Consider the following 20,213-nt stretch of genomic DNA (forward strand, 5'->3'; position numbering starts at 1 on the left):
ATGAGTCTCTTCCGCATCAACGCGCCGCGCACCGCCGCCCTTCGGGATGGCGACGAGATCGTCGTGGCCGGCGCTTCGGTGCTGATGAAGGTCAACGCCAAGGCCCGGCGCGTCAGCCTGCGCCTGGATCGGGCGGGCCGGCGGGTGATCGCCACGGCCCCCAGCGAACGCAAGCTGGCGGACGCCGCCGCCTTCGCCCGCGACCGCGCCGACTGGATCGCCAAGCAGATGGCCGCCGTGCCGGACGCCCAGCCCCTTCAGCCGGGCGACATGCTGACGGTGTTCGGCAATCCCGTGCGGCTGGAGCGGGCGCCGGGGCGCACGCGCCTGACCGCCGCCAACGCCCTGCATCCCGCGCGCCTGATCGCGTCGGGCGAGGGCGAGGCCTGGACCCGCGCGGTGCTGCGTCGCCTGAAGGCCGAGGCCAAGAGCCAGCTGACCCTGCTGACCGCCGCCCACTGCGAGACCCTGGGGCAACCGCTTCCGCCGGTGTCCGTGATGGACGCCAAGGGGCGCTGGGGGTCGTGCAAGCCCGCCCATGGCCGCAATCCGGCGGCGATCCGATACTCCTGGCGGCTGGCCCTGTGTCCGCCGGCGGTGGCCGACTATGTCTGCGCGCACGAGGCGGCGCACCTGATCGAGGCCAATCACGGACCGCGCTTCTGGGCCCTGGTCCACGGACTGGTGGGCGACCACCGCCCCTATCGCGATTGGCTCAAGCGCCACGGCGGCGAGCTGCACGCCGTGGGCCAGGACTGAAACCGATCAGTAGGGCAGCGGCTGCTGTTGGTTCGGCTGCTGTTGCGGCTGGGCGTTGGGATCGGGCTCCTGGTCGCCGCCCAGGCCGAGACCGCCGAGCAGGTCGCTGATGGCGTCCGCCGCGGGCGGCGGCGGCTCGATGATGCCGCCCGGGATCGCCTGGGCCTTCAGGCGCGGCAGGGCCGAACCCATGAAGGTCTTCCAGATCTCGGCCGGAGCGCCCCCGCCGGTGACCCGACGCATGGGGGTGTTGTCGTCCTTGCCCACCCAGACGGCGGTGACGAAACCGCCCGTGTAGCCCACGAACCAAGCGTCGCGATAATCGCTGGTGGTGCCGGTCTTGCCCGCCACGTCGTAGCCGTCCACGCGCGCCGCCGTGCCGGTGCCGCAGCACACCACCTGGCGCATCATCTGGTTCATGTACTGCAGGGACGGCGAGCCGATGACGCTGGCGCGGGCGGTCTTGCCCACGTCGTGGTCGTACAGGACCTTGCCGGCCGCCGTGCGGATGCGGGTGATGCCGTAGCCCCGCGCCGAGAAGCCGCCGTTGGCGAAGGGGGCGTAGGCCTGGGCCATCTCCAGGGGGCTGACCTCCACGGCGCCGAGGGCCATGGACGGGTCCTGCTGGATCTTGGAAGTGATGCCGAGGCGCCGGGCGGTGGCCGCCACGTTGCCGGTGCCGACCTCGCTGGCCAGGCGCGCGGCCACGGTGTTGATCGACTGGGCCAGGGCCTGCTGGATGGTCATGGGGCCGCGGAAGTCGTTGGTGTAGTTGCGCGGCTCCCAGTTGCCGATCTTCACCGGCTCGTCGACGACCATGACGTTGGGCGTGCGGCCCGCCTCCATGGCGGTGAGATAGACGAAGGGCTTGAAGGCCGAGCCGGCCTGACGCTTGGCCTTGGTGGCCCGGTCGAACTCGCTCTCGGCATAGTCGGCACCGCCCACATAGGCGCGGATGCGGCCTTCGCCGTCGAGGGCGACCAGGGCCGCCTGCTGCACCCCCTGCGAGGCGCGCGCCTTGACGGTGGCGCGGACGGAGGACTCCGCCGCCGCCTGGATCGGCAGGTCGAGGGTGGTCTCCACCACAAGATCCTCGGTGGGCTCGCCCACAAGGGCGCGGACCTGATCGTCGATCCAGTCGGTGAAGTACTGGGCGCGTTGGTTGGCCAGGCGGGCGGAGACGCGCACCGGGGTGGACAGGGCCTCGTCCCGCTCCTCGGCGGTGATCACCTTGGTGCGGACCATCTGGTCGAGGACGATGGTGGCGCGGCGTTCGGCGCGGTCGGTGTTGTAGACAGGGCTGTAGCGCGACGGACTCTTCATCAGCCCGACCAGCAGGGCGGTCTCGCCCACGGTCAGCTGGCTGGCCTTCTTGTTGAAGTAGCGCTGGGCCGCCGCCTCGATGCCATAGGCGCCGCCGCCGAAGTTCACCCGGTTGAGATAGAGCGCCAGGATCTCCTTCTTGGAGAACTTGAACTCCAGCCACACGGCGACGATCAGCTCCTGCACCTTGCGGCGAAGGGTCTGGCGGAAGTCGAGGAACAGGTTGCGGGCCAACTGCTGGGTGATGGTCGAGCCGCCGCTGAGCGGGCCGCCCTCACGCTTCAGGTTGGAGATCAGGGCGCGGGTGATGCCGATCGGATCGAAACCCGGGTGCAGATAGAAGCGGCGGTCCTCCACCGCCACGAAGGCGGCGGGCACGTATTCCGGCAGGGTGTCGAGATCCACGGGCGGCGCGTACTGGCTGCCGCGCACCGCCAACAGAGCGCCGTTGCGGTCGAGATAGGAGATCGACGGCTGGCGCTTGGCGTCCAGGACCGTGGACACGTCCGGCAGGTCGCGGGCGAAGACGGCCAGCATGGCGAGGACGAAGATCGCCGCCCACACGCCCAACACCGCCGTCCAGTAGACGAGCCCGCCCAGAAAGCCCCGGCCTTGCCGGCCCTCGGAGCCGTTCTGCTTCGCCATATCTCGTTCCGTCCTAGAAGACGCCGCCCAGCCTGGCGCGTCTTAGCCGAGAAGGACCTAACCCGCGACAAGGTTTATGAGAGATGAACGAAGCTTAAGGCAGGCGGTCGGGGTCCGTGCGCCAGACGCGGAAGCTTTCGTATATCGCCCAGGCCGACGTCACTAGGACGGCGGCCACAACGATCAGCATGCCCGCCGGCATGGGCATGAATGGGGCGGCCACAAGACCGACAAGGCCGATGATGAAGTAGGCCCTTCCTGCGAGGCGGTTAGACTTGTCCCAGGCCAGTCGGCTTCGCTTTGACCAATAGGTGCGCACGCCCACGACGGGGTTGGGGCTGGTCTTGCCGATGAGGCCGCCCACAACCGCGAAAACTAGGCTGACCACCGCCATGATCCCGCGCGGCATGCCGTCGTCGGCGGTCGGGGTCCAGCCCAGGGCCACGCCCGCCATCAGGCCGACGACGAGAACCGGAAAGACGATGCCGATCACCCAGCCCATGGCGAGGCTGCTCCAGTTGGCCGGGCTGAAGTTCCGGACGCGCGGCCCGCGCGCGATCCGGCTCAGGGTCAGAAAGGTGAAGACGGCCACGGCGGCCGCCGCGGCCATGATCAACGCCACCTGTTCGCGCGGAGCCCACCCGTCAGCCTCGCCGCGGGCATTGAAGTGGATCGGGACCGGGCCTTCAGCGCCGAAAAACCAGACCAGAGCCACGGCGCTCGCCATCAGCAGGCTGCCGGCCAGGGACGCGATCTCTAGAAAGCGGATGTTTCTGGGAAGCTGGCTCAACACTCGACCCCCTTCGATGCGGGTTGCGGCGCGTCTTCACCCACCCGCGCAAGGCCCAACAGAAAGGCCATGGCCTCTTCCACGGCGGAGATGACCAGACGGTAGCGGACCGAGGTGCCCAGCTTCTCCGTCTCCACCAGGCCGGCGGTCTTGAGGGCCGCGAGATGGGTGGTGACGGTCGGCCAGGCCATGTCGAAAGCCGCCGCGATCTCGCCCGAGGCCATGGGCCGCTCGCGCAGCATGGCCACCATCTGGCGGCGGGCAGGGTGGGACAGGGCCTTGAACACCTCGTTCATAGCCAAAACGCTAATTAGCAGTATTGCTAATGTAAAGATGCGACCGATTTTGACGCACCTGGGCTTCAGCTTGCTTCTCATGCCGCCGGAGGGACCCATGGCCGACATCATCGACTTCGCCGAATATCGCCCGTTCGCCACGCGCCCGGTGGAGCCCGGGGCCAAGAGCCGGGTCTGGGGTTCGATCCGCTATGCGGGCGTGCTGCTGGTCTGGATGGGCCTGTTCATGGTCCGTCCGCGGCTCGCGCTGAAGATCTTCCGCGAGCGTCGGGCGGACTCGCCGCTGCGCTGGGGCGACCGGCATGGCATCGCCCCCGCGCCGGCCGCCGTGCTGGCTCCGGAAGGCCTGATCGCCTGACTTTCCGGGTGGCGATTCAACGGGCGAACTGCCAAAAGCGGGCCCAATGTCCGCCACCCTCGACCAGGCCCGCGAAGTCCTTCGCCAGACGTTCGGCCACGCCGATTTCCGGGGCCTGCAGGCGCAGGTGATCACCGAGGCGCTGGAAGGGCGCAGCGCCATGGCGGTGCTGCCCACCGGCGGCGGCAAGAGCCTGTGCTACCAGATCCCCAGCATCGTGCGCCCGGGCCTCGGCCTCGTGGTCTCGCCGCTGATCGCCCTGATGACCGACCAGGTGGCCGGGCTGCAGCAATCGGGCGTTGCGGCGGCGCGGCTGGATTCAAACATATCCCTCGACGAACGGTCGGAGACCTGGCGGCGGATCGAGCAGGGCGAACTGGACCTGCTCTATGTCTCGCCCGAAGGCCTGATGGCCGGGGCGATGCTGGATCGTCTGCGGCGCACGCCCCTGGCCCTGATCGCCATCGACGAGGCCCACTGCGTCAGCCAATGGGGCCATGACTTCCGGCCCGAGTACCGGATGCTGGGCCGGCTGGCCGAGATGTTCCCGGACGTGCCACGCCTGGCGGTGACCGCCACGGCCGACAACCGGACCCGCGAGGACATTCGCGCCGAGCTGCGGCTGGAGGGCTGCGAGGAGTTCGTAGACAGCTTCGCCCGGCCTGAGCTCGCCTTGTCGGCGGAGCGCAAGCGCCCCGGGTCCAAGAACCGCGTGGTGGAGCTGGTGCTGGAGCGCCTCAATCGCTCGGGCGTCATCTATGCCGGCTCCCGCGACGGGACCGAGACCCTGGCCAAGACCCTGCAGGATGCGGGGGTGCCCGCCCTCGCCTATCACGCCGGACTCGACAAGCAGGTGCGCGCCGACCGGCTGGAGGAGTTCCTGGAGGCCGACGCCGCCGTGATGGTGGCGACCATCGCCTTCGGCATGGGCGTCGACAAGCCGGACGTGCGCTTCGTCATCCACGCCGATCCCCCCGCCTCCATCGAGGCCTACTGGCAGGAAATCGGCCGCGCCGGGCGCGACGGCCAGCCGGCGGAGGGGATCACCCTCTACGGCGCTTCGGACCTGGCCTGGGCCCTGCGCCGGGTCGACAGCCGCGAGATGGACGCCGAGGTGAAGGGCGTGCAGGTGCGCAAGGCGCGCCAGCTTTACGCCATGCTGGACGGGCTGAACTGCCGCGCCGCCTCGGTCCGACGCTATTTCGGCGAAGAAGGCGTGCAGGTCTGCGGCCAGTGCGACCTGTGCCTGTCGCCGCCGGAATCCGTGGACGCCACCCAGGCCGCGCAGAAGGCCCTGGCCGCCGTGCATCGCATGGGCGGACGGTTCGGCCGCGGGCGTCTGGTGGACCACCTGCTGGGCAAGACCAAGGACGTGACGGAGGCGGAGGCCAAGCTGTCGACCTTCGGCATCGGGACTGAGTTCTCGGGCCCGGGCTGGCGCGACCTGATCGACCAGCTGCTGTTCGAGGGCCTGCTGCGCGAGGACCCGAACGACAACCGGCCGCTGATCGGCCTGGGCGATCCGGAAGGCGTGCGCGCCGTCTATCGGGGCGAGCGCCAGGTGGCGATCCGCAAGCCCTCCGAGGCCGCCGAGAAGTCCGACCGCAACCGCCGTCGCCGTGAGGGCCAGACCGTGGTCGCCCCCGCCGACATGCCGCTGTTCGAGGCCCTGCGCGCCTGGCGGCGGGACGAGGCGCACCGCCAGAAGGTGCCGCCCTACGTCATCTTCCACGACGCCACCCTGGCGGAGATCGCCCGGGTGCGGCCGACCAGTTCAGCGGCCTTGGGCCGGGCCGGCGGCGTCGGTCAGGGCAAGCTGGACCGCTACGGCGCGGCCGTGCTGGCCGTGGTCGCCGGGATGGACAGCTAGGCGGCGGCGCCGATCGCGGGCGAGCTGAACGCCGGCGGCGCCGCCGAAACCGCATCCTCGTTCTGGACGATGCAGCCGTACCAGCCGAGGCCCTTGTAGGTCTCGTAGCCGGGGGTCAGGGCGTAGCCGATGGTTTTGCCCTCGGACGAGTAGCTGCCCATGGTCCCTTCCTGGACGTTCAGGCGGAAGGTCTCGTCCAACACGCCCTTCTTGTCGGAAGAGGCGAGGATGCGGCCCTTCTGGTCCAGCAGCATGACCCGGGATTTGGCGCGCTCCTCGGCGGTGAGGCGCACGCCGTCGACCACGGCCTGGGCCTGCGGGCGCCAGTCGAAGTGGATGCCCAGCACGCCGATCGGCTTGCCGTGGGTCTCGCCGTCCTTGCGGATGGCGGTGGCGTAGGTGGCCACGGGCGCGTCGCCCAGGGCGCGGACCTTCTCGATGTCGCAGACGGCGAAGTCGTCGCCCGACGCGGTGCGCATGGCGTTGCGGAACCACGAGGTCTCCGCCACCGACTGGCCCACGGCGCTGGGATAGAGGTCCGGACGGCCGGTGGAGATCACCTTGCCCTGGGCGTCGCAGATCCACAGGTCGAGATAGACCGTATAGGCGTCGAGGATGACCTTCAGGCGCTTGCTGGCGTAGGCGGACGCCTCGGGCGTCGGCTCGGCGGCGCAGGCGGTGATGGCGCTGTCGGTGGCCCACCAGCGCACGTCGCAGGTCCGCTCATAAAGGTTGCGGTCGATGATCTCGATGGCGTTCAGCGCCAGGTCGGCCAGACGCTGGCCGCGCAGATGGCCGAGGATCGAGCGGCCGACCATGGTCAGCTCATCCAGGTCGGCGCGGACCTGGCTCTGCAGGGCGAGGGCGACATTGTCGATCTCGGCGGCGATCTTCTTGAACTCGTCTGCGACGATGGCGAAGCCGCGACCGGCCTCCCCCGCCCGCGCCGCGACGATCAAGGCGTTGATCGACAGCATTTTCGCTTCGCGGTTGATCATGGCGATCTCGCCGATCTTCTGACCGGCGACCGCGCTCAAGCGCTCGGACAGGTCCAGAATGCGTTCCGGACGAAGGCTGACATCGGTGTCGCTCATGACCCCCCCTAGGGCCGCGCGCATCGTTTCATACGATACTAGCGCGTGAGGCTGTGCTGCACCCGTATCCACAAGGTTAACGCCGCAGGTCGGACGCGTGAAATCGCGTTCGCAGACCGCCGGTTGCCTAAACATTGATCAGAAAGGGGGCGGAACATTGGTCAGTCGCCCGCGAGGCGTCGACGAATTTCACCCGTGACGCGAGAATCAATACCGAATAGACCGCAAGCCATGCGACCAGTTGGCGCAGTTGGATCGCTTGGCGCTATCGGGCGTTTACATCGGGCTGTAAAGCGTCACAGTTATGGTTGCGCGGGATTAAACGCCCAGCGCCCGCGGAGCTGAAGAACCACGATGAACCCGACCGATCAGGCGCTATTCGACCTGGCCTACCCGGCCATGCTCGTCCTGGCCCCCCTCGTGTGGCTGGGCGGCCTGTACATCGTCTTCACTGTGAGCGCGATCATCGTGCGCAACGGCCGTCCCTTCCCGGGGGCCAAGGCCGTGGCTCGTCGCCGTCCGGCCGCCGCGCCGGCGCCGGAACTCACGCCGCAGCTCAGCACCGTCTTCGCCTTCGCGAACATCAAGGCCGCCTGAGACCGCTCCTGGCCTAATCCGGAAACGGAAACGCCCTCCGATGGAGGGCGTTCTGACTCACATCACCAGATTGGGCTCCTCAGCCCTTGAGCCGAGGAAACCTTCCGCGGACTGACGCCACAAGCCGTCTGCGCTCTCACGACCATCACCTTTGGTAGCGTGACCAGCGCTGAGTCGGTGTGTTGTGGACCTGCGAATTTGCGACCTTCGCGCCGACCCGCTCTAAAATGCCGCACGCCTCGTGGGGATTCGCCGTGAACTCAGCCGACCGCCTTGAGCCGCCCGCGCAGCCTGTCCATCGTGACCAATGGTTTCGAAGTGGCGGGTGAAATCCTCAATCGCGACGGCTATCGCCTGTTCCTGGCCGGCGGGCGCGTGGATGTGGACTACCGCGCCACCTTCGGCCCCGACGCCATCGCCTATGCCCAGCGCTTCACCCCCGACATCATGTTTGTCTCCACCGGCGCGCTGGACGCCCGGCGCGGCTTCATGGATTTCAGCTCCGACGAGGCGGACTTCAAGCGCGCCCTGTTCGACCGCGCCCGGCGGGTGGTGATCCTTTGCACCAGCAACAAGTTCGGAAAGGCGGGCGTCATGCACTTCGCCGACTTCTCGGAGGTGCACGACCTGATCACCGACGCGGCGCCGCCCAGCGACCTGCAGGCGGCGCTGGACGGGGCCTCGGTCCGCACCATCGTCGCGACGCCCGGATCGACGCGTCTCACCTAGAGCTCGAAAAGCAAAATGGCCGGACTTTCGTCCGGCCATCCGCGTCTTAGACGTCCACCTCGGCGTCCAGGGCGTTGTCCTGGATGAACTCCCGCCGAGGTTCGACCAGATCGCCCATGAGACGGGCGAACATGTCGTCCGCGTCGTCGGCGTGGGTCACCTTGACCTGCAGCAGGGTGCGGGCCTCGGCGTCCAGGGTGGTCTCCCACAGCTGGTCGGGATTCATCTCGCCCAGGCCTTTGTAGCGCTGGATCGACAGGCCCTTGCGGCCGGCGTCCATCACCGCCTGGACCAGGTCCAGCGGACCGCGCACGGTGGTCGACTTGTCCTTGCGGCGGAACACGGCGGGCTTGGCGAAGGTTTCGGCCAGGGCGCCGGCGCGCTCGGCCAGACGGCGGGCGTCGGCGGCGTTCAGGGTCAGCTCGTCGATCACCAGACGCTCGGTCACCCCGCGCTTCACGCGGCTGAAGGTGAAGCCGCCGCCGGTGGCGGCGGGCTCGCCGCTCCATGGACCGTCGCCTTCCTCGGCATAGAGGTCGAGGCGCGCGGCCGCGGCGGTCACATCGGCCTTCTCGCCGAACAGGCCGGCCAGGGCCGTCTGCTCCACGGCGAAGGCCGGAGCGCGGGCCGAGAGGCGTTCGATGTTGGCCTTTGCGCCGCGGGCGGTCTGCACCATGGCCAGCAGGTCGCGGCCGGTGAGGCGTTCGCCGGACGACAGGTCGAGCTCGGCGCCGTCCACGCCCTCGTCGGTGAGGAACGACTCCATCTCGGCGTCGTCCTTCAGGTAGCGCGAGGACTTGCCTTTGGTCGCCTTATAGAGCGGCGGCTGGGCGATGTAGATGTAGCCGCGCTCGATCAGCTCCGGCATCTGCCGGTAGAAGAAGGTCAGCAGCAGGGTGCGGATGTGGGCGCCGTCCACGTCGGCGTCGGTCATCAGCACGATCTTGTGGTAGCGCACCTTGTCGGCGTCGAAGTCCTCGCGGCCGATGCCGGCGCCCAGGGCGGTGATCAGGGTGCCGATCTGGTCCGAGGACAGCATCTTGTCGAAGCGGGCGCGCTCCACATTCAGGATCTTGCCGCGCAGGGGCAGGATGGCCTGGTTCTCGCGGTTGCGGGCCTGCTTGGCGGAGCCGCCGGCGCTGTCGCCCTCGACGATGAAGATTTCGGACTTGGCCGGATCCTTCTCCGAGCAGTCGGCCAGCTTGCCGGGCAGGGAGGTGATGTCGAGCGCGCTCTTGCGGCGGGTCAGTTCGCGGGCCTTGCGCGCCGCTTCGCGGGCGGCGGCGGCCTCCACGATCTTGCCGACGATGGCGCGGGCCTCGTTCGGATGCTCCTCGAACCAGGTGGCCAAGCCGTCCTGAACCAGGCCTTCGACGGCCGGGCGCACTTCGGACGAGACCAGCTTGTCCTTGGTCTGGGAGCTGAACTTCGGGTCCGGCACCTTCACCGACAGCACGCAGGTCAAGCCTTCACGCGCGTCTTCGCCGGAGACGTTGACCTTCTCGCGCTTCGCCAGGCCCGAGCTTTCGATGTAGTTGCCCATCACCCGGGTCAGGGCGGCGCGGAACGCGGCCAGGTGGGTGCCCCCATCCCGCTGCGGGATGTTGTTGGTGAAGCACAGCATGTGCTCGTGGTAGCTGTCGTTCCACCACAGGGCGAGATCAAGCTCGACCTTGTCGCGGCGGCCTCGGATCACGATCGGATCCTTCAGCATGCCGTTCTTGGCCTTGTCGAGGTGGCGCACGAACGCCTCGATGCCGCCCTCGTAGGAAAGGATCTCCTCGAAGGGCTCGGCTTCGCGCAGATCCTTGAAGCGGATGGTCACGCCCGAGTTCAGGAAGGCCAGCTCGCGCAGGCGATGCTCCAGCGTCTTGCGGTCGAACTCGATGAACGAGAACGTCTCGGTCGAGGGCATGAAGGTGACCGAGGTGCCGGTCAGGAACTCGCCCGCCTTGGGCCCTTCGGTGCGGGTCGGGCTGTCGCCGGTGACCTTGAGCGAGGAGACCGCGTCGCCGCGCTCGAACCGCATCTCGTGGACCTGGCCGTTGCGGTGGATCTTCAGTTGCAGCCAGTCGGACAGGGCGTTGACCACCGACACGCCCACCCCGTGCAGGCCGCCGGAGACCTTGTAGCTGTTCTGGTCGAACTTACCGCCGGCGTGCAGCTGGGTCATGATGACCTCGGCCGCCGAGACGCCTTCGCCCTCGTGGATGTCGGTGGGAATGCCGCGGCCGTCATCGGTGATGGTCGCCGAACCGTCGGCGTTGAGGATCACCTCCACCGCCGTGGCGTAGCCGGCCAGGGCTTCGTCGATGGCGTTGTCCACCACCTCGTAGACCATGTGGTGCAGGCCCGAGCCGTCATCAGTGTCGCCGATGTACATGCCGGGGCGCTTGCGCACCGCGTCCAGGCCCTTGAGCACCTTGATGGAGTCCGCGCCGTACTCGCCGGCGACGGCTTCGGTCTCGGGCGCTTGGTTTTCGTCGCTCATCTACTGGTCCAGAACCGTCAGGCCGGAGGCGTCCACGCGGACACCCAGGGCCCGACCCTTGAGGTGGTCGAACAGCGCTTCGTCGGTGCCCGTCAAAAAGGCTTGAAGGCCCAGCGCCGTGATTTCGTCGGCCAGAGCAGCCCGCCGTTTCAGGTCGAGATGCGCTGCGACTTCGTCGAGCAACAATATAGGATTTGGCGCTGATTCCGCACGCGAAAGTCGCGCCGCTTGGGCCAAAACCAAGTTCAAAATCAGCGCTTTCTGCTCGCCGGTGGAGCATTCGGCGGCTGGACGGTCCTTTTCGGCGTGGACGACAGCAAGATCGCCCCTGTGAGGCCCCGTCAAGGAGCGTCCGGCGGCCGCATCACGAGGCCTGGCGGCGGCCAGGGCGGCCGAAAGACGGGCCTCGATCTCGGGTGATTCGCTGCCGCTGACGGCCATGGTCTCCCAGTCGCCGGTGAGGCTCAGGCGCGCCTGGGGAAACGGCCGGTCGCCCCGACTGTCGATCTCGTCCTGCAGGGCGCGCAGGGTCCGCGCCCGGGCGGCGGCCATCAGCGCGCCGGCCTGGGCCATGCGGGCCTCCAGCGCAGTCAGCCAGGCCTCGTCTCCCACCTCGTCGACCAGCAGGCGCAGACGCTCGCGCTGGGCCTTCTCATAGGCGCCGGCATGGGCGGCGTGGGAGGGTTCGGCGGCGAAGACCAGGCGGTCGAAGAACTTGCGGCGTTCGGAAGCCGCCTCCAGAAACAGACGGTCCTGCTGCGGGGTCAGCCAGACAGGGCGGATGTGGTCGGCCATGCGGCCTGGCGGCACGGGTTCGCCCTCCAGCCGCACCACGCGGCGGGCCGCGCCGGCGCTCTCCGTGCCGGTGCCCAGGCGGGTCCCGCCCTCGCCGTCCTCGACCACGGCGGCCACGGCCCAGGCGCGGCCCGCCGTCTCGCCCGGCAGGCGGCGGCCCACCTCGGCGAAGGCCGAGCCACGCAGGCCGCGCCCCGGCGACAGCAGGGACACCGCCTCCAGCAGGTTGGTCTTGCCCGCACCGTTGGGGCCGAACAGGAAGACCGAGCGGCCGTCAGCCTCCAGCCGCGCCCGTTCGTAGGAGCGGAAGTCGGTCAGGCTCAGGGAAAGAACGGCGGCGCGGCTCACCCGGCGGGTTTTAGCCCCAAGACCTTCTGAAGGAACAGGGTTTCCGCCTCGCGGCGGCGGTCGCTGTTCACGCGCTTGAAGAAGCCGTGGCCCTCGTCCTTGAACAGGACGTACCAGGTCTCGACCCCGTTCTGGCGCAGCTGGGCGACCACCTGGTCGGATTCCGACTGCGGCACGCGGGGGTCGTTGGCGCCCTGCATCACCAGCATGGGCTTGGTGATCTTCTTGACGTTGTTCAGCGGCGAAATGCGCTCGAACACCTTCTGCATCTTGGGATCACGCTCGTCGCCGTACTCGGCGCGGCGCAGGTCGCGGCGGTAGGTCTCGGTGTTCTTGAGGAACGAGGTGAAGTTGGAGATGCCGTAGCGCTCCACACCCCCGGCCAGACGGTCCGAATAGTGGGTCATGACCGCCAGGGACATGTAGCCGCCATAGGACTGGCCGTAGACCACGGCGCGCTTGGCGTCGAGGTCGGGCTGGGTCGCGATCCAGTCCAGCAAGGCGCCGATGTCCTTCACCGAGTCCTCGCGCTTCTCGGCGTTGTCGAGGTTCAGGTAGGTCTTGCCGTAGCCGGTGGAGCCGCGGACGTTGGGGACGATCACGGTGATCCCCATCTCACCGACCATCTGCTGGATGTGCTGGTTGATCGAGTTGTAGACCGGCCGCGACTGGCCTTCGGGCCCGCCGTGGATGTCGATCACCACCGGGGTGGGTCCCTTGGCGTTCTTCGGCCGATAGACCAGGGCCGGAATCGAGCGGCCGTCGAAGGACTTGAACCGCACCAGGCTCGGCTCGACCAGGCTGGCGGGATCAAGGCCGCCCAGCTCGGAATTGGTCCAGCGCTGCAGCTTGCCCTCCAGCACGTCCCAGCTCCAGGCGTCGCTGGAGGAGGTCGGGGTGGAGAGCGAGAATCCGAGCTTGGAGCCGTCCTTGCTGAAGGTCAGGTTCGACAGCACCCCCGCCGGCAGCTGCGCCTGAGGCAGGGCGCGGCGCGTGACGAAGTCGCGGACGATCAGCTTCGAGTAGCCGTCCTCGTTGACCACATAGGCCAGGATCCGCCCGTCGCTGGAGAGGGCGAAGTCCTCCACATCCCAGTTCAGCTCGCCCGACAGATTGGTTTTCTTGCCGGTGGCGAGATCGATCTCCACCAGACGGGCGAAGTCCGAACCCTCGTCCGACAGGATGAGGACGCGCTTGCCGTCCGGCGTGAACTTGCCGCCCTGATAGGCGATCGGGGTTTTGCCGGCGCCGAGCGGGGTCAGCTTGCCGCCGGCCACATCCAGCAGCCAGCGCGGGGAGTCGTTGATCGACAGGTAACGGCCCAGCAGCACGGTCTTGCCGTCGGCGGACACGTCGATCGGCGACATCGCGCCCGTGCCCTCCAGAATCGTGCGGCGGCCGTCCGGCGCGGACGGGTCGAGCATGAGAATATCGGCGTCCGCGTCGCCCTTGGCCGAGCGGCTCCAGACCAGGACCGAGCCGTCCTTGGACACGGCGGGCGACTGGTTGCGGGTGCCGGCCTCGGTGATGGTGGTGGTCTTGCCGTCGGGCCTGCGGACCAGCAGCTGGAACCATTCGTCCCCGCCGGTGTCCTTGGTCAGCATCAGGCCCTTGCCCGCCGGCAGGGAGGCGACGCCGGCCACCGGCTCGTCATAGAAGGTGATCTGGTTGCGGGCCGCGCCGGGGGCGGCGACCGTGTGGACCTGGTTGGTCTGGCCGAACCGGGTGGTGATCAGCATGGAGCCGTCGGCGGCCCAGTCCTGAAAATAGGCCGAGCGGACGTTCTGGTACTTGGCCAGGCCCTCGCGCACCGAGGCCGGAGCCTCGGGCACGTTCTCGAGCACCTGATTGCCGATCTCGCGGCGCTGGACGGCCTGGGCCGACACATCGGCGGCGGCGAACAGGCACAGGACGGCCGCGCCGAGGAACAGAGACTTCTTCACGATCAACTCCCCCGCCCGCCCTCGGACACGGGGCGAGCTCGTTATGAACTCAGACCCGCAGCGGCATCAGGACGTAGCGTACGCCCGGATCGGCCGGGTCGAGCACCAGGGTCGGGCTGGCCGGGTCAGCGAAGCGGAACTCCGCCGTCTCGGCGCCGATCTGGCCGCAGACGTCCAGCAGGTAGCGGGCGTTGAAGCCGATCTCGAAGGGCTCGCCGTCGTAGTCGACCTCGACCTCTTCCACGGCCTGGCCGGCCTCCATGTTGCGGACGGTGAGGATTACCTTGCCCGGCTCCACGGCCAGCTTCACCGAGCGGCTCTTCTCCGCCGAGATGGTGGCCACGCGGTCCACAGCCTTGGCGAACAGGCTGTTGTCGACCAGCAGCACCTTGGCGTTGTCCTTGGGGATGACCCGGACATAGTCGGGGAACGAGCCGTCGATGACCTTGGAGGTCAATGCGGCGGCGCGGCCGAACTCCAGGCGCACCTTCTGCGGGCTCAGCTGCAGCTCGACGTTCTCGCCGGCGTCGTCCAGCAGGCGGCGGATTTCGTTGATGGTCTTGCGCGGAACGATGACGCCCGGCGTGCCGGCCGTGCCTTCCGGCGCGGCCATCTCGGCCAGGGCCAGGCGGTGGCCGTCGGTGGCCACGGCGCGCAGCTTGGTCTCGCCGCCCTCGACCACCGTGTGGAGGTAGAGGCCGTTGAGGTAGTAGCGCGTCTCTTCGGTGGAGATGGCGAAGCGGGTCTTGTCGATCAGGCGGATCAGGTCGCCGGTGTCGACGCTGATGCGGCCCGACAGGCCGTCTGACGACATGACCGGGAAGTCGCCGGCCGGCAGGACCGGCAGGTTGAACTTGGAGCGGCCAGCCTGGATCTGCAGGCGCGGATCATCACCGTTGAAGCTGAGGGACACGTCGGCGCCGTCCGGCAGCTTGCGGACGATTTCGTACAGGGTCTGGGCCGGAGCCGTGATCTGGCCCGGAACATCGACCTGGGCCATGCCCTCGTCGATGATCTCCATGTCCAGGTCGGTGGCCGAGAAGCTGACCTGCTCGCGGTCGGCCGACAGCAGGACGTTGGACAGGATCGGGATGGTGTTGCGGCGCTCAACAACGCTCTGCACATGCCCCAGCGCCTTCAGAAGCGCCGCCCGCTCGATCGTAAGCTTCATGTCTAGTCCGGACTCGTGAGGCCGCAGGAGCCCCCGCGCGGCCTATGGAAAGGACCACGGACATTAGCCGAACTTGCCGCTTTAGGAAGAGGCAAGGCCCGCGTTTGGGCGCCTCTTGCAACCTATCCCCGCGATATTATGTTATTGCGACGCACTCGCAATTAAGGCATCGCAAAATGCGGCTCGCCCTGAAGACCCTGACCTACGCTAGCATGCACCTGTTGGTGGCTGTCGCCGTGGCCTATGCGCTGACGCGCAGCTGGAGGGTGGCCCTGGCCGTGGGCATCATCGAGCCGATGGTCCAGACCGTGGCCTTCAACCTTCACGAAAGGGCCTGGTCGCGCGCCGACAAGCGGCGCGCGGAGAAAGATCAGGCGCGGGTGTCCACCGAACCGCCCTCGCCCGCCGCTTCGGCGCTGGCGTAGGGATTGGCCGCTGCGGTCGGCTCGGCCGCCGTCGTCTCGCCGACGCCCGTGGAGCCCTTGGCGGCGACCACCACCATGGCCGGACGCACCAGACGCCCCAGCAGCTCGTAGCCCGGCTGCAGAACCTGGATGACGCCGCCGGCGGCGACCTCCGTTGAGGGCTGCTCCATCATCGCCTGATGCAGGTGCGGGTCGAACTTGGCGCCCTTCACCGGATCCACGCGCTTCAGACCGTTGCGCTCGAAAGCGTCCATCAGGGCCTTTTCCGTCATCTCGATGCCGACCGTGAAGGTCTTCACCGGACCGTCAGCGTCTTCCCTGGGCGCGGCGGCCATGGCGCGCGACAGGTTGTCGGCCACGCCCAGCAGGTCGCGGGAGAACTTCTGGATGGCGTAGGCGCGCGCGTCGTTCATCTCGCGCTCGGCGCGGCGGCGGGTGTTGTCGGCCTCGGCGGCGTAGCGAAGCACCTGCTCCTTCAGCGCGGCCACCTCGGCCTTCAGCGCTTCGGTCTCGGCGGCGGCGATCTCCGCGCCGTCGAAGGTTTCTTCGTTCGCCGGCGTTTGTTCGTCGGTCATGTCTCTCTCATCCGTCCAAAAGCTTGCCCAGGACCCTGGCGGTATAGTCCACCAAGGGGATGACCCGGGCATAATTCAAGCGGGCAGGCCCGATCACGCCGATCGCGCCCAGCACCTTCTGCCGGCCCGTCATATAGGGCGCGGCGATCACAGCGGAACCCGAAAGCGAGAAAAGCCTCGTTTCCGCGCCGATGAATATACGCACGCCCTGGGCTTCGCGCACATTGTCCAGCAGTCCGACCAGCTGTTCCTTCTGCTCCAGATCGTCGAACAGCATGCGGACCCGCTCCAGGTCCTCCATGGCGCCGGGCTCGGACAGCAGGTTGGCGCGGCCGCGCACGATCAGGGCCCGGTCGGCCCCGTCGCCGCCGCCCCAGGCGGCCAGTCCGTCCTCAACCAGGCGGGCGGCGGTCTCGTCCAGCTCGCGCCGGGCGCGGTCAAGTTCGCCGCGCATCTCCAGCTTGGCCTCGGCCAGGGTGCGGCCGGCCAGGCGCGCGGCGAGGAAGTTCGAGGCCTCCTGCAAGGCCGAGGGCGTCAGGCCAGCCGGCCGCTTCATCAGCCGGTTCTCGACCGTGCCGTCCTCAAAGACCATGACCGCCAGGGCCTGATCCGCGCCCAGGGCGATGAACTCCACATGCTTGACCCCGGCGTCGCGCACCGGGGCCGAAACCACACCCGCCCCGCCGGCCAAGCCGGACAGCATGGCGCTGGCCTCGTTCATCACCTCTTCGAAGGAGTTTCCCTTGGCGAACAGGCGCGCGTCGATGGCGCGGCGCTCCTCCTCCGCCAGGTCGCCCACCTCCAGCAGGCCGTCCACGAACAGGCGCAGGCCCGCATGGGTCGGCAACCGGCCGGCGCTGGTGTGCGGTGCGCCGAGCAGGCCCAGCTGGGTCAGATCCTGCATGGTGTTGCGGATCGAGGCCGGGGAAAGATGCACGCCGCCCTTGGAGACGGTGCGCGAGCCCACGGGCTCCCCCGTCTCCAGATAGGTCTCCACCACACGGCGGAAAATGTCGCGCGCCCGGCTGTCCAGATCGGTCAGGGACAAGGTCGGGGCCGCGCCGGGCAGGAACGACGTCATGGATGCAGATGTAAGCGGCGTGGACGATCCGCGCCATATCTAGGATAAGCGGCGCCTTCATAGGAAAGCTTGAGCCATGCGCCCGTCCGAACGCACTCCCGACGCCCTTCGCCCCGTGACCCTGGAGACCAAGGTTAACCGCTATGCCGAGGGTTCGTGCCTGATCGGCTTCGGCCACACCAAGGTGCTGGTCACCGCCACGGTCGAGGAAAGCCTGCCGGGCTGGCTGCGCGGCAAGGGCCAGGGCTGGGTCACGGCGGAATACGGCATGCTGCCCCGCGCCACCCACAGCCGCGGCCGCCGCGAGGCCGCCGCCGGCAAGCAGACCGGCCGAACGCAGGAGATTCAGCGCCTGATCGGCCGCTCCCTGCGCGCCGTCGTGGACCTGAAGGCCCTGGGCGAGCGTCAGATCACCCTTGACTGCGACGTGATCCAGGCCGACGGCGGCACCCGCACGGCGGCCATCACCGGCGCCTGGGTCGCCCTGCGCCTGGCCACCGGCTACCTGCTGGAGGAAGGCGTGCTGAAGACCGACCCGATCCTGGACCAGGTGGCGGCGGTGTCCTGCGGCGTGTTCAAGGGCGTGCCGGTGCTGGACCTCGACTACGAAGAGGATTCCAACGCCGAAGCCGACTCCAACTTCGTCCTGACCGGCGGCGGCGACATCGTCGAGATCCAGGCCACAGGCGAGAAGCGCGGCTTCACCCGCGCCGAGTTCGAGAGCCTGTATGGCCTGGCGGAGAAGGGCATCGGCGAGCTGTTCGTCATGCAGCGCCAGGCCGCCGGCCTCTGATGCTCTAGGCCGGCCGTCATGCAGATCATGTCCCTATCGGCTCTGGATGTGATCGTGCGCGCGGCCGGCGCGACCCTGATGCTGGCCGGAGTCTTCCTGCTGCATCGGGACGGCCATCGCCGGCTGGCGGCGGCTTTCCTGCCCCTGGCGCTGGGCCTTTGCGGATTCCTGGCGGGCAACACGCCGCAGACGGCCCTGCGCCTGGGCGGGGCGGTGGGCTATGTGGGCAAGTTCCTGGCCGGATACGCCGCGGTCTTCCTGTGGTGGTTCTGCCTGGCGGTGTTCGACCGCACCTTCCGGCCCAGGGCCGTGGTCCTGGCCGTGGGCCTCGCCTGGATCGTCATCGCCAGCGCCGACAGGGGGCTGTTCGGCCCGGCTCTGGAAAGCCTGGGGCTGTCCTGGATCCTGGTGACCCTGGGCTTCGGCATGGTCGCGCACCTGGCCTGGCGGGTGATCCGCGACCGGCAGGGCGACCTGCTCGACCGGCGGCGCGGGGCGCGGGTGCTGCTGGTGGTTCTGCTGGCGGGACAGCTTCTGGCTGACCTGCTGGTGGATGTGGTGCTGGGCATGGACTGGCAGCCGCACGCCTTCTCCATCGCCCAGAACGCGGGCTTTCTGCTGTTCACCTGCTGGCTGGTCTGGGTCGGGTTCGACAGCGACGAGCCGGCGCCGGCGCCGGCGCGTCCCGCCATCACGGCCACGCCCGACGACGCCCGTCTGAAAGATCGCCTCAACACCCTGATCGAGATCGAGCGCGTCCATCTCGATCCGGAGCTGACCTTCGACGGCTTCGTGCGTCGGATGGGGGCGCCGGAGCGCACGGTGCGCAGGCTGATCAACCACCAGCTCGGCCACGACCATTTCCGCAGCTTCCTGAACGCCCAGCGCGTGGCCGAGGCCCGTCGCCTGTTGGCTGACCCGACGCGCCGAACCGACAAGCTGATCGCCGTGGCCATGGACAGCGGCTTCTCCTCCCTCGCCTCGTTCAACCGGGTGTTTCGCGACGTGGAGAACACCACGCCCAGCGCCTTTCGGGCCCGCGCCGGGTTCTGAGGAACGCTTGGCCGCCTTCTGAGGAGAGCGGCGCGCAAGGCCAAGTTAGCTGTCCCCGCATGACAATTGCGGAGACAGACGCGTGAACAGTTTCATTGGAATCCTGGGCGTCGGCGCCCTGCTCCTCGCGACGGGCGGGGTGATCGGAGCGACCCGTCCCAGCCAGTTCAGCCTGCGGTGGCTCCTGGTCTCGGCGGGTCTGGTCCTGCTGATCGATTTCCTGCTGACCCGGGGCTACGGCCTGCTGCCGAACCTGATCCCCCTGGGAGAACGCAACTGGCAGGGCATGATCCTAGCCCTGGCGGCGACGCTGGCCGTGGCCTCGACCCCGGCCTTCGGCTGGCGCGCCTCGTACCTGACGCCGGTCCAGGCGCCGGGCAGCGTGAAGCCGGCCCTCCTGGTCTCGGCGCTCTATATGGGCTTCTTCCTCGCCCTGGCCCTGGTGTTCCCAAACGAGCCGAGCACCACCGAGAACCTGGCCTTCCAGATGACCATGCCGGGCCTGATGGAGGAGGCCTTCTATCGCGGGGTGCTGCTTCTGGCCCTGGGCCGCGCCTTCACCGGCCGCGTGACGCTGCTGGGCGTTGACTGGAGCTGGGGCGCGATCCTGTCCTGCGCCCTGTTCGGCCTGGCGCATGCCTTCGGCTTCTCGCGCGGCGGCTTCTCGTTCGACCCGCTGACCATGGCGCTGACCGCGATGCCGTCGCTGATCGCCGTGTGGATCGTGCTGCGGACGCGGAGCATCTTGCTGCCCATCGTGCTGCACAACTTCGGCAACACGATCATGAACCTGCTCTAGGCGGGGCTAGCTGAGGCCGCCCTGCAGCTCTTCCTCGAAGTCGTCGTCATCGCCGGGCCCCGGCTCGAAAACCACCAGGTCTCCGGGCTGGCAGCCCAGCTCGCGGCACAGGGCGTCGAGGGTGGAGAAGCGGATGGCCCGCGCCTTGCCGGTCTTGAGGATCGACAGGTTGGCGATGGTCACGCCGACCCGATCGGCGAGTTCGGTGAGGGACATGCGCCGTTCGGCGAGGACGCGGTCGAGCTGAACACGGATGGCCATGGGTCGAGGCTCTGCCT

The 20,213-nt window shown here is 68.5% G+C and carries 20 protein-coding genes; 9 read left to right on the forward strand and 11 right to left on the reverse strand.

Annotated features, from left to right (window positions below; all coding sequences use genetic code 11):
- Nucleotides 1–759: a M48 family metallopeptidase gene (locus P7B02_RS07590; RefSeq protein ID WP_277785717.1), complete on the forward strand. Its 759-nt coding sequence runs from the start codon at nucleotides 1–3 to the stop codon at nucleotides 757–759.
- Between the two features lie 6 nt (nucleotides 760–765).
- Here the strand turns inward: P7B02_RS07590 and P7B02_RS07595 are convergent, their stop codons facing one another.
- The 3 genes from P7B02_RS07595 to P7B02_RS07605 all read right to left on the reverse strand — a co-directional run bounded on the left by P7B02_RS07595 (nucleotide 766) and on the right by P7B02_RS07605 (nucleotide 3,813).
- Complete coding sequence (locus tag P7B02_RS07595; RefSeq protein WP_431355796.1) at nucleotides 766–2,727, reverse strand: transglycosylase domain-containing protein; 1,962 nt, start codon at nucleotides 2,725–2,727, stop codon at nucleotides 766–768.
- 94 nt (nucleotides 2,728–2,821) lie between these two features.
- On the reverse strand, nucleotides 2,822–3,517 hold the full coding sequence (locus tag P7B02_RS07600; RefSeq protein ID WP_277785718.1) for an SdpI family protein: 696 nt from the start codon (nucleotides 3,515–3,517) through the stop codon (nucleotides 2,822–2,824).
- The gene (locus P7B02_RS07605) at nucleotides 3,514–3,813 is read right to left on the reverse strand and encodes a metalloregulator ArsR/SmtB family transcription factor (protein WP_277785719.1); all 300 of its coding nucleotides are present in this window, start codon (nucleotides 3,811–3,813) and stop codon (nucleotides 3,514–3,516) included. The genes P7B02_RS07600 and P7B02_RS07605 overlap by 4 nt, the downstream gene beginning before the upstream one ends.
- Before the next feature lie 97 nt (nucleotides 3,814–3,910).
- On the opposite strand from P7B02_RS07605, the gene P7B02_RS07610 reads away from it, so the two are divergent.
- Both P7B02_RS07610 and recQ read left to right on the forward strand, forming a co-directional pair.
- Entirely contained in the window at nucleotides 3,911–4,171 is a 261-nt protein-coding gene (locus tag P7B02_RS07610; RefSeq protein ID WP_277785720.1) for a hypothetical protein, read from the forward strand.
- 46 nt (nucleotides 4,172–4,217) lie between these two features.
- Nucleotides 4,218–6,041: a DNA helicase RecQ gene (gene recQ / locus P7B02_RS07615; RefSeq protein WP_277785721.1), complete on the forward strand. Its 1,824-nt coding sequence runs from the start codon at nucleotides 4,218–4,220 to the stop codon at nucleotides 6,039–6,041.
- Here the strand turns inward: recQ and P7B02_RS07620 are convergent.
- Entirely contained in the window at nucleotides 6,038–7,135 is a 1,098-nt protein-coding gene (locus tag P7B02_RS07620; RefSeq protein ID WP_277785722.1) for a methyl-accepting chemotaxis protein, read from the reverse strand. The two genes, recQ and P7B02_RS07620, sit on opposite strands and share 4 nt — an antisense overlap.
- A 354-nt stretch (nucleotides 7,136–7,489) precedes the next feature.
- Between P7B02_RS07620 and P7B02_RS07625 the strand changes: the two genes are divergently transcribed.
- A complete protein-coding gene (locus P7B02_RS07625) occupies nucleotides 7,490–7,732 on the forward strand; it encodes a hypothetical protein (protein WP_277785723.1) in 243 nt (80 codons plus the stop codon).
- 273 nt (nucleotides 7,733–8,005) lie between these two features.
- Nucleotides 8,006–8,461 (forward strand): DeoR/GlpR family DNA-binding transcription regulator, encoded by a 456-nt coding sequence (locus P7B02_RS07630; RefSeq protein WP_277785724.1) that lies wholly within the window; start codon nucleotides 8,006–8,008, stop codon nucleotides 8,459–8,461.
- Between the two features lie 46 nt (nucleotides 8,462–8,507).
- On the opposite strand, the gene gyrB is transcribed toward P7B02_RS07630, so the two are convergent.
- The 4 genes from gyrB to dnaN are packed head-to-tail and all read right to left on the reverse strand — an operon-like array spanning nucleotide 8,508 to nucleotide 15,209.
- Nucleotides 8,508–10,952: a DNA topoisomerase (ATP-hydrolyzing) subunit B gene (gyrB, locus tag P7B02_RS07635; protein ID WP_277785725.1), complete on the reverse strand. Its 2,445-nt coding sequence runs from the start codon at nucleotides 10,950–10,952 to the stop codon at nucleotides 8,508–8,510.
- Complete coding sequence (gene recF / locus P7B02_RS07640; protein ID WP_277785726.1) at nucleotides 10,953–12,095, reverse strand: DNA replication/repair protein RecF; 1,143 nt, start codon at nucleotides 12,093–12,095, stop codon at nucleotides 10,953–10,955.
- Complete coding sequence (locus tag P7B02_RS07645) at nucleotides 12,092–14,038, reverse strand: S9 family peptidase (protein ID WP_277785727.1); 1,947 nt, start codon at nucleotides 14,036–14,038, stop codon at nucleotides 12,092–12,094. The genes recF and P7B02_RS07645 overlap by 4 nt, the downstream gene beginning before the upstream one ends.
- Before the next feature lie 49 nt (nucleotides 14,039–14,087).
- Nucleotides 14,088–15,209 (reverse strand): DNA polymerase III subunit beta, encoded by a 1,122-nt coding sequence (gene dnaN / locus P7B02_RS07650; protein WP_277785728.1) that lies wholly within the window; start codon nucleotides 15,207–15,209, stop codon nucleotides 14,088–14,090.
- 176 nt (nucleotides 15,210–15,385) lie between these two features.
- On the opposite strand from dnaN, the gene P7B02_RS07655 reads away from it, so the two are divergent.
- The gene (locus tag P7B02_RS07655; RefSeq protein ID WP_277785729.1) at nucleotides 15,386–15,634 is read left to right on the forward strand and encodes a DUF2061 domain-containing protein; all 249 of its coding nucleotides are present in this window, start codon (nucleotides 15,386–15,388) and stop codon (nucleotides 15,632–15,634) included.
- Here the strand turns inward: P7B02_RS07655 and grpE are convergent.
- Together grpE and hrcA are read right to left on the reverse strand one after the other, a co-directional pair.
- Nucleotides 15,580–16,209 (reverse strand): nucleotide exchange factor GrpE, encoded by a 630-nt coding sequence (gene grpE / locus P7B02_RS07660; RefSeq protein WP_277785730.1) that lies wholly within the window; start codon nucleotides 16,207–16,209, stop codon nucleotides 15,580–15,582. The genes P7B02_RS07655 and grpE overlap by 55 nt on opposite strands.
- Nucleotides 16,210–16,216: 7 nt before the next feature.
- Entirely contained in the window at nucleotides 16,217–17,290 is a 1,074-nt protein-coding gene (gene hrcA, locus P7B02_RS07665; protein WP_277785731.1) for a heat-inducible transcriptional repressor HrcA, read from the reverse strand.
- A gap of 76 nt (nucleotides 17,291–17,366) precedes the next feature.
- On the opposite strand from hrcA, the gene rph reads away from it, so the two are divergent.
- The 3 genes from rph to P7B02_RS07680 all read left to right on the forward strand — a co-directional run bounded on the left by rph (nucleotide 17,367) and on the right by P7B02_RS07680 (nucleotide 19,935).
- Nucleotides 17,367–18,083 (forward strand): ribonuclease PH, encoded by a 717-nt coding sequence (rph, locus tag P7B02_RS07670; protein ID WP_277785732.1) that lies wholly within the window; start codon nucleotides 17,367–17,369, stop codon nucleotides 18,081–18,083.
- An 18-nt stretch (nucleotides 18,084–18,101) separates the two neighbouring features.
- Complete coding sequence (locus P7B02_RS07675; protein WP_277785733.1) at nucleotides 18,102–19,136, forward strand: AraC family transcriptional regulator; 1,035 nt, start codon at nucleotides 18,102–18,104, stop codon at nucleotides 19,134–19,136.
- An 82-nt stretch (nucleotides 19,137–19,218) separates the two neighbouring features.
- Entirely contained in the window at nucleotides 19,219–19,935 is a 717-nt protein-coding gene (locus P7B02_RS07680) for a CPBP family intramembrane glutamic endopeptidase, BDIM_20840 family (RefSeq protein WP_277785734.1), read from the forward strand.
- Between the two features lie 6 nt (nucleotides 19,936–19,941).
- On the opposite strand, the gene P7B02_RS07685 is transcribed toward P7B02_RS07680, so the two are convergent.
- A complete protein-coding gene (locus P7B02_RS07685; protein WP_277785735.1) occupies nucleotides 19,942–20,196 on the reverse strand; it encodes a helix-turn-helix domain-containing protein in 255 nt (84 codons plus the stop codon).
- Between the last annotated feature and the right edge of the window lie 17 nt (nucleotides 20,197–20,213).

It is taken from the genome of Caulobacter segnis, from assembly GCF_029543125.1.
GTDB classification, from domain to species: domain Bacteria; phylum Pseudomonadota; class Alphaproteobacteria; order Caulobacterales; family Caulobacteraceae; genus Caulobacter; species Caulobacter segnis_D.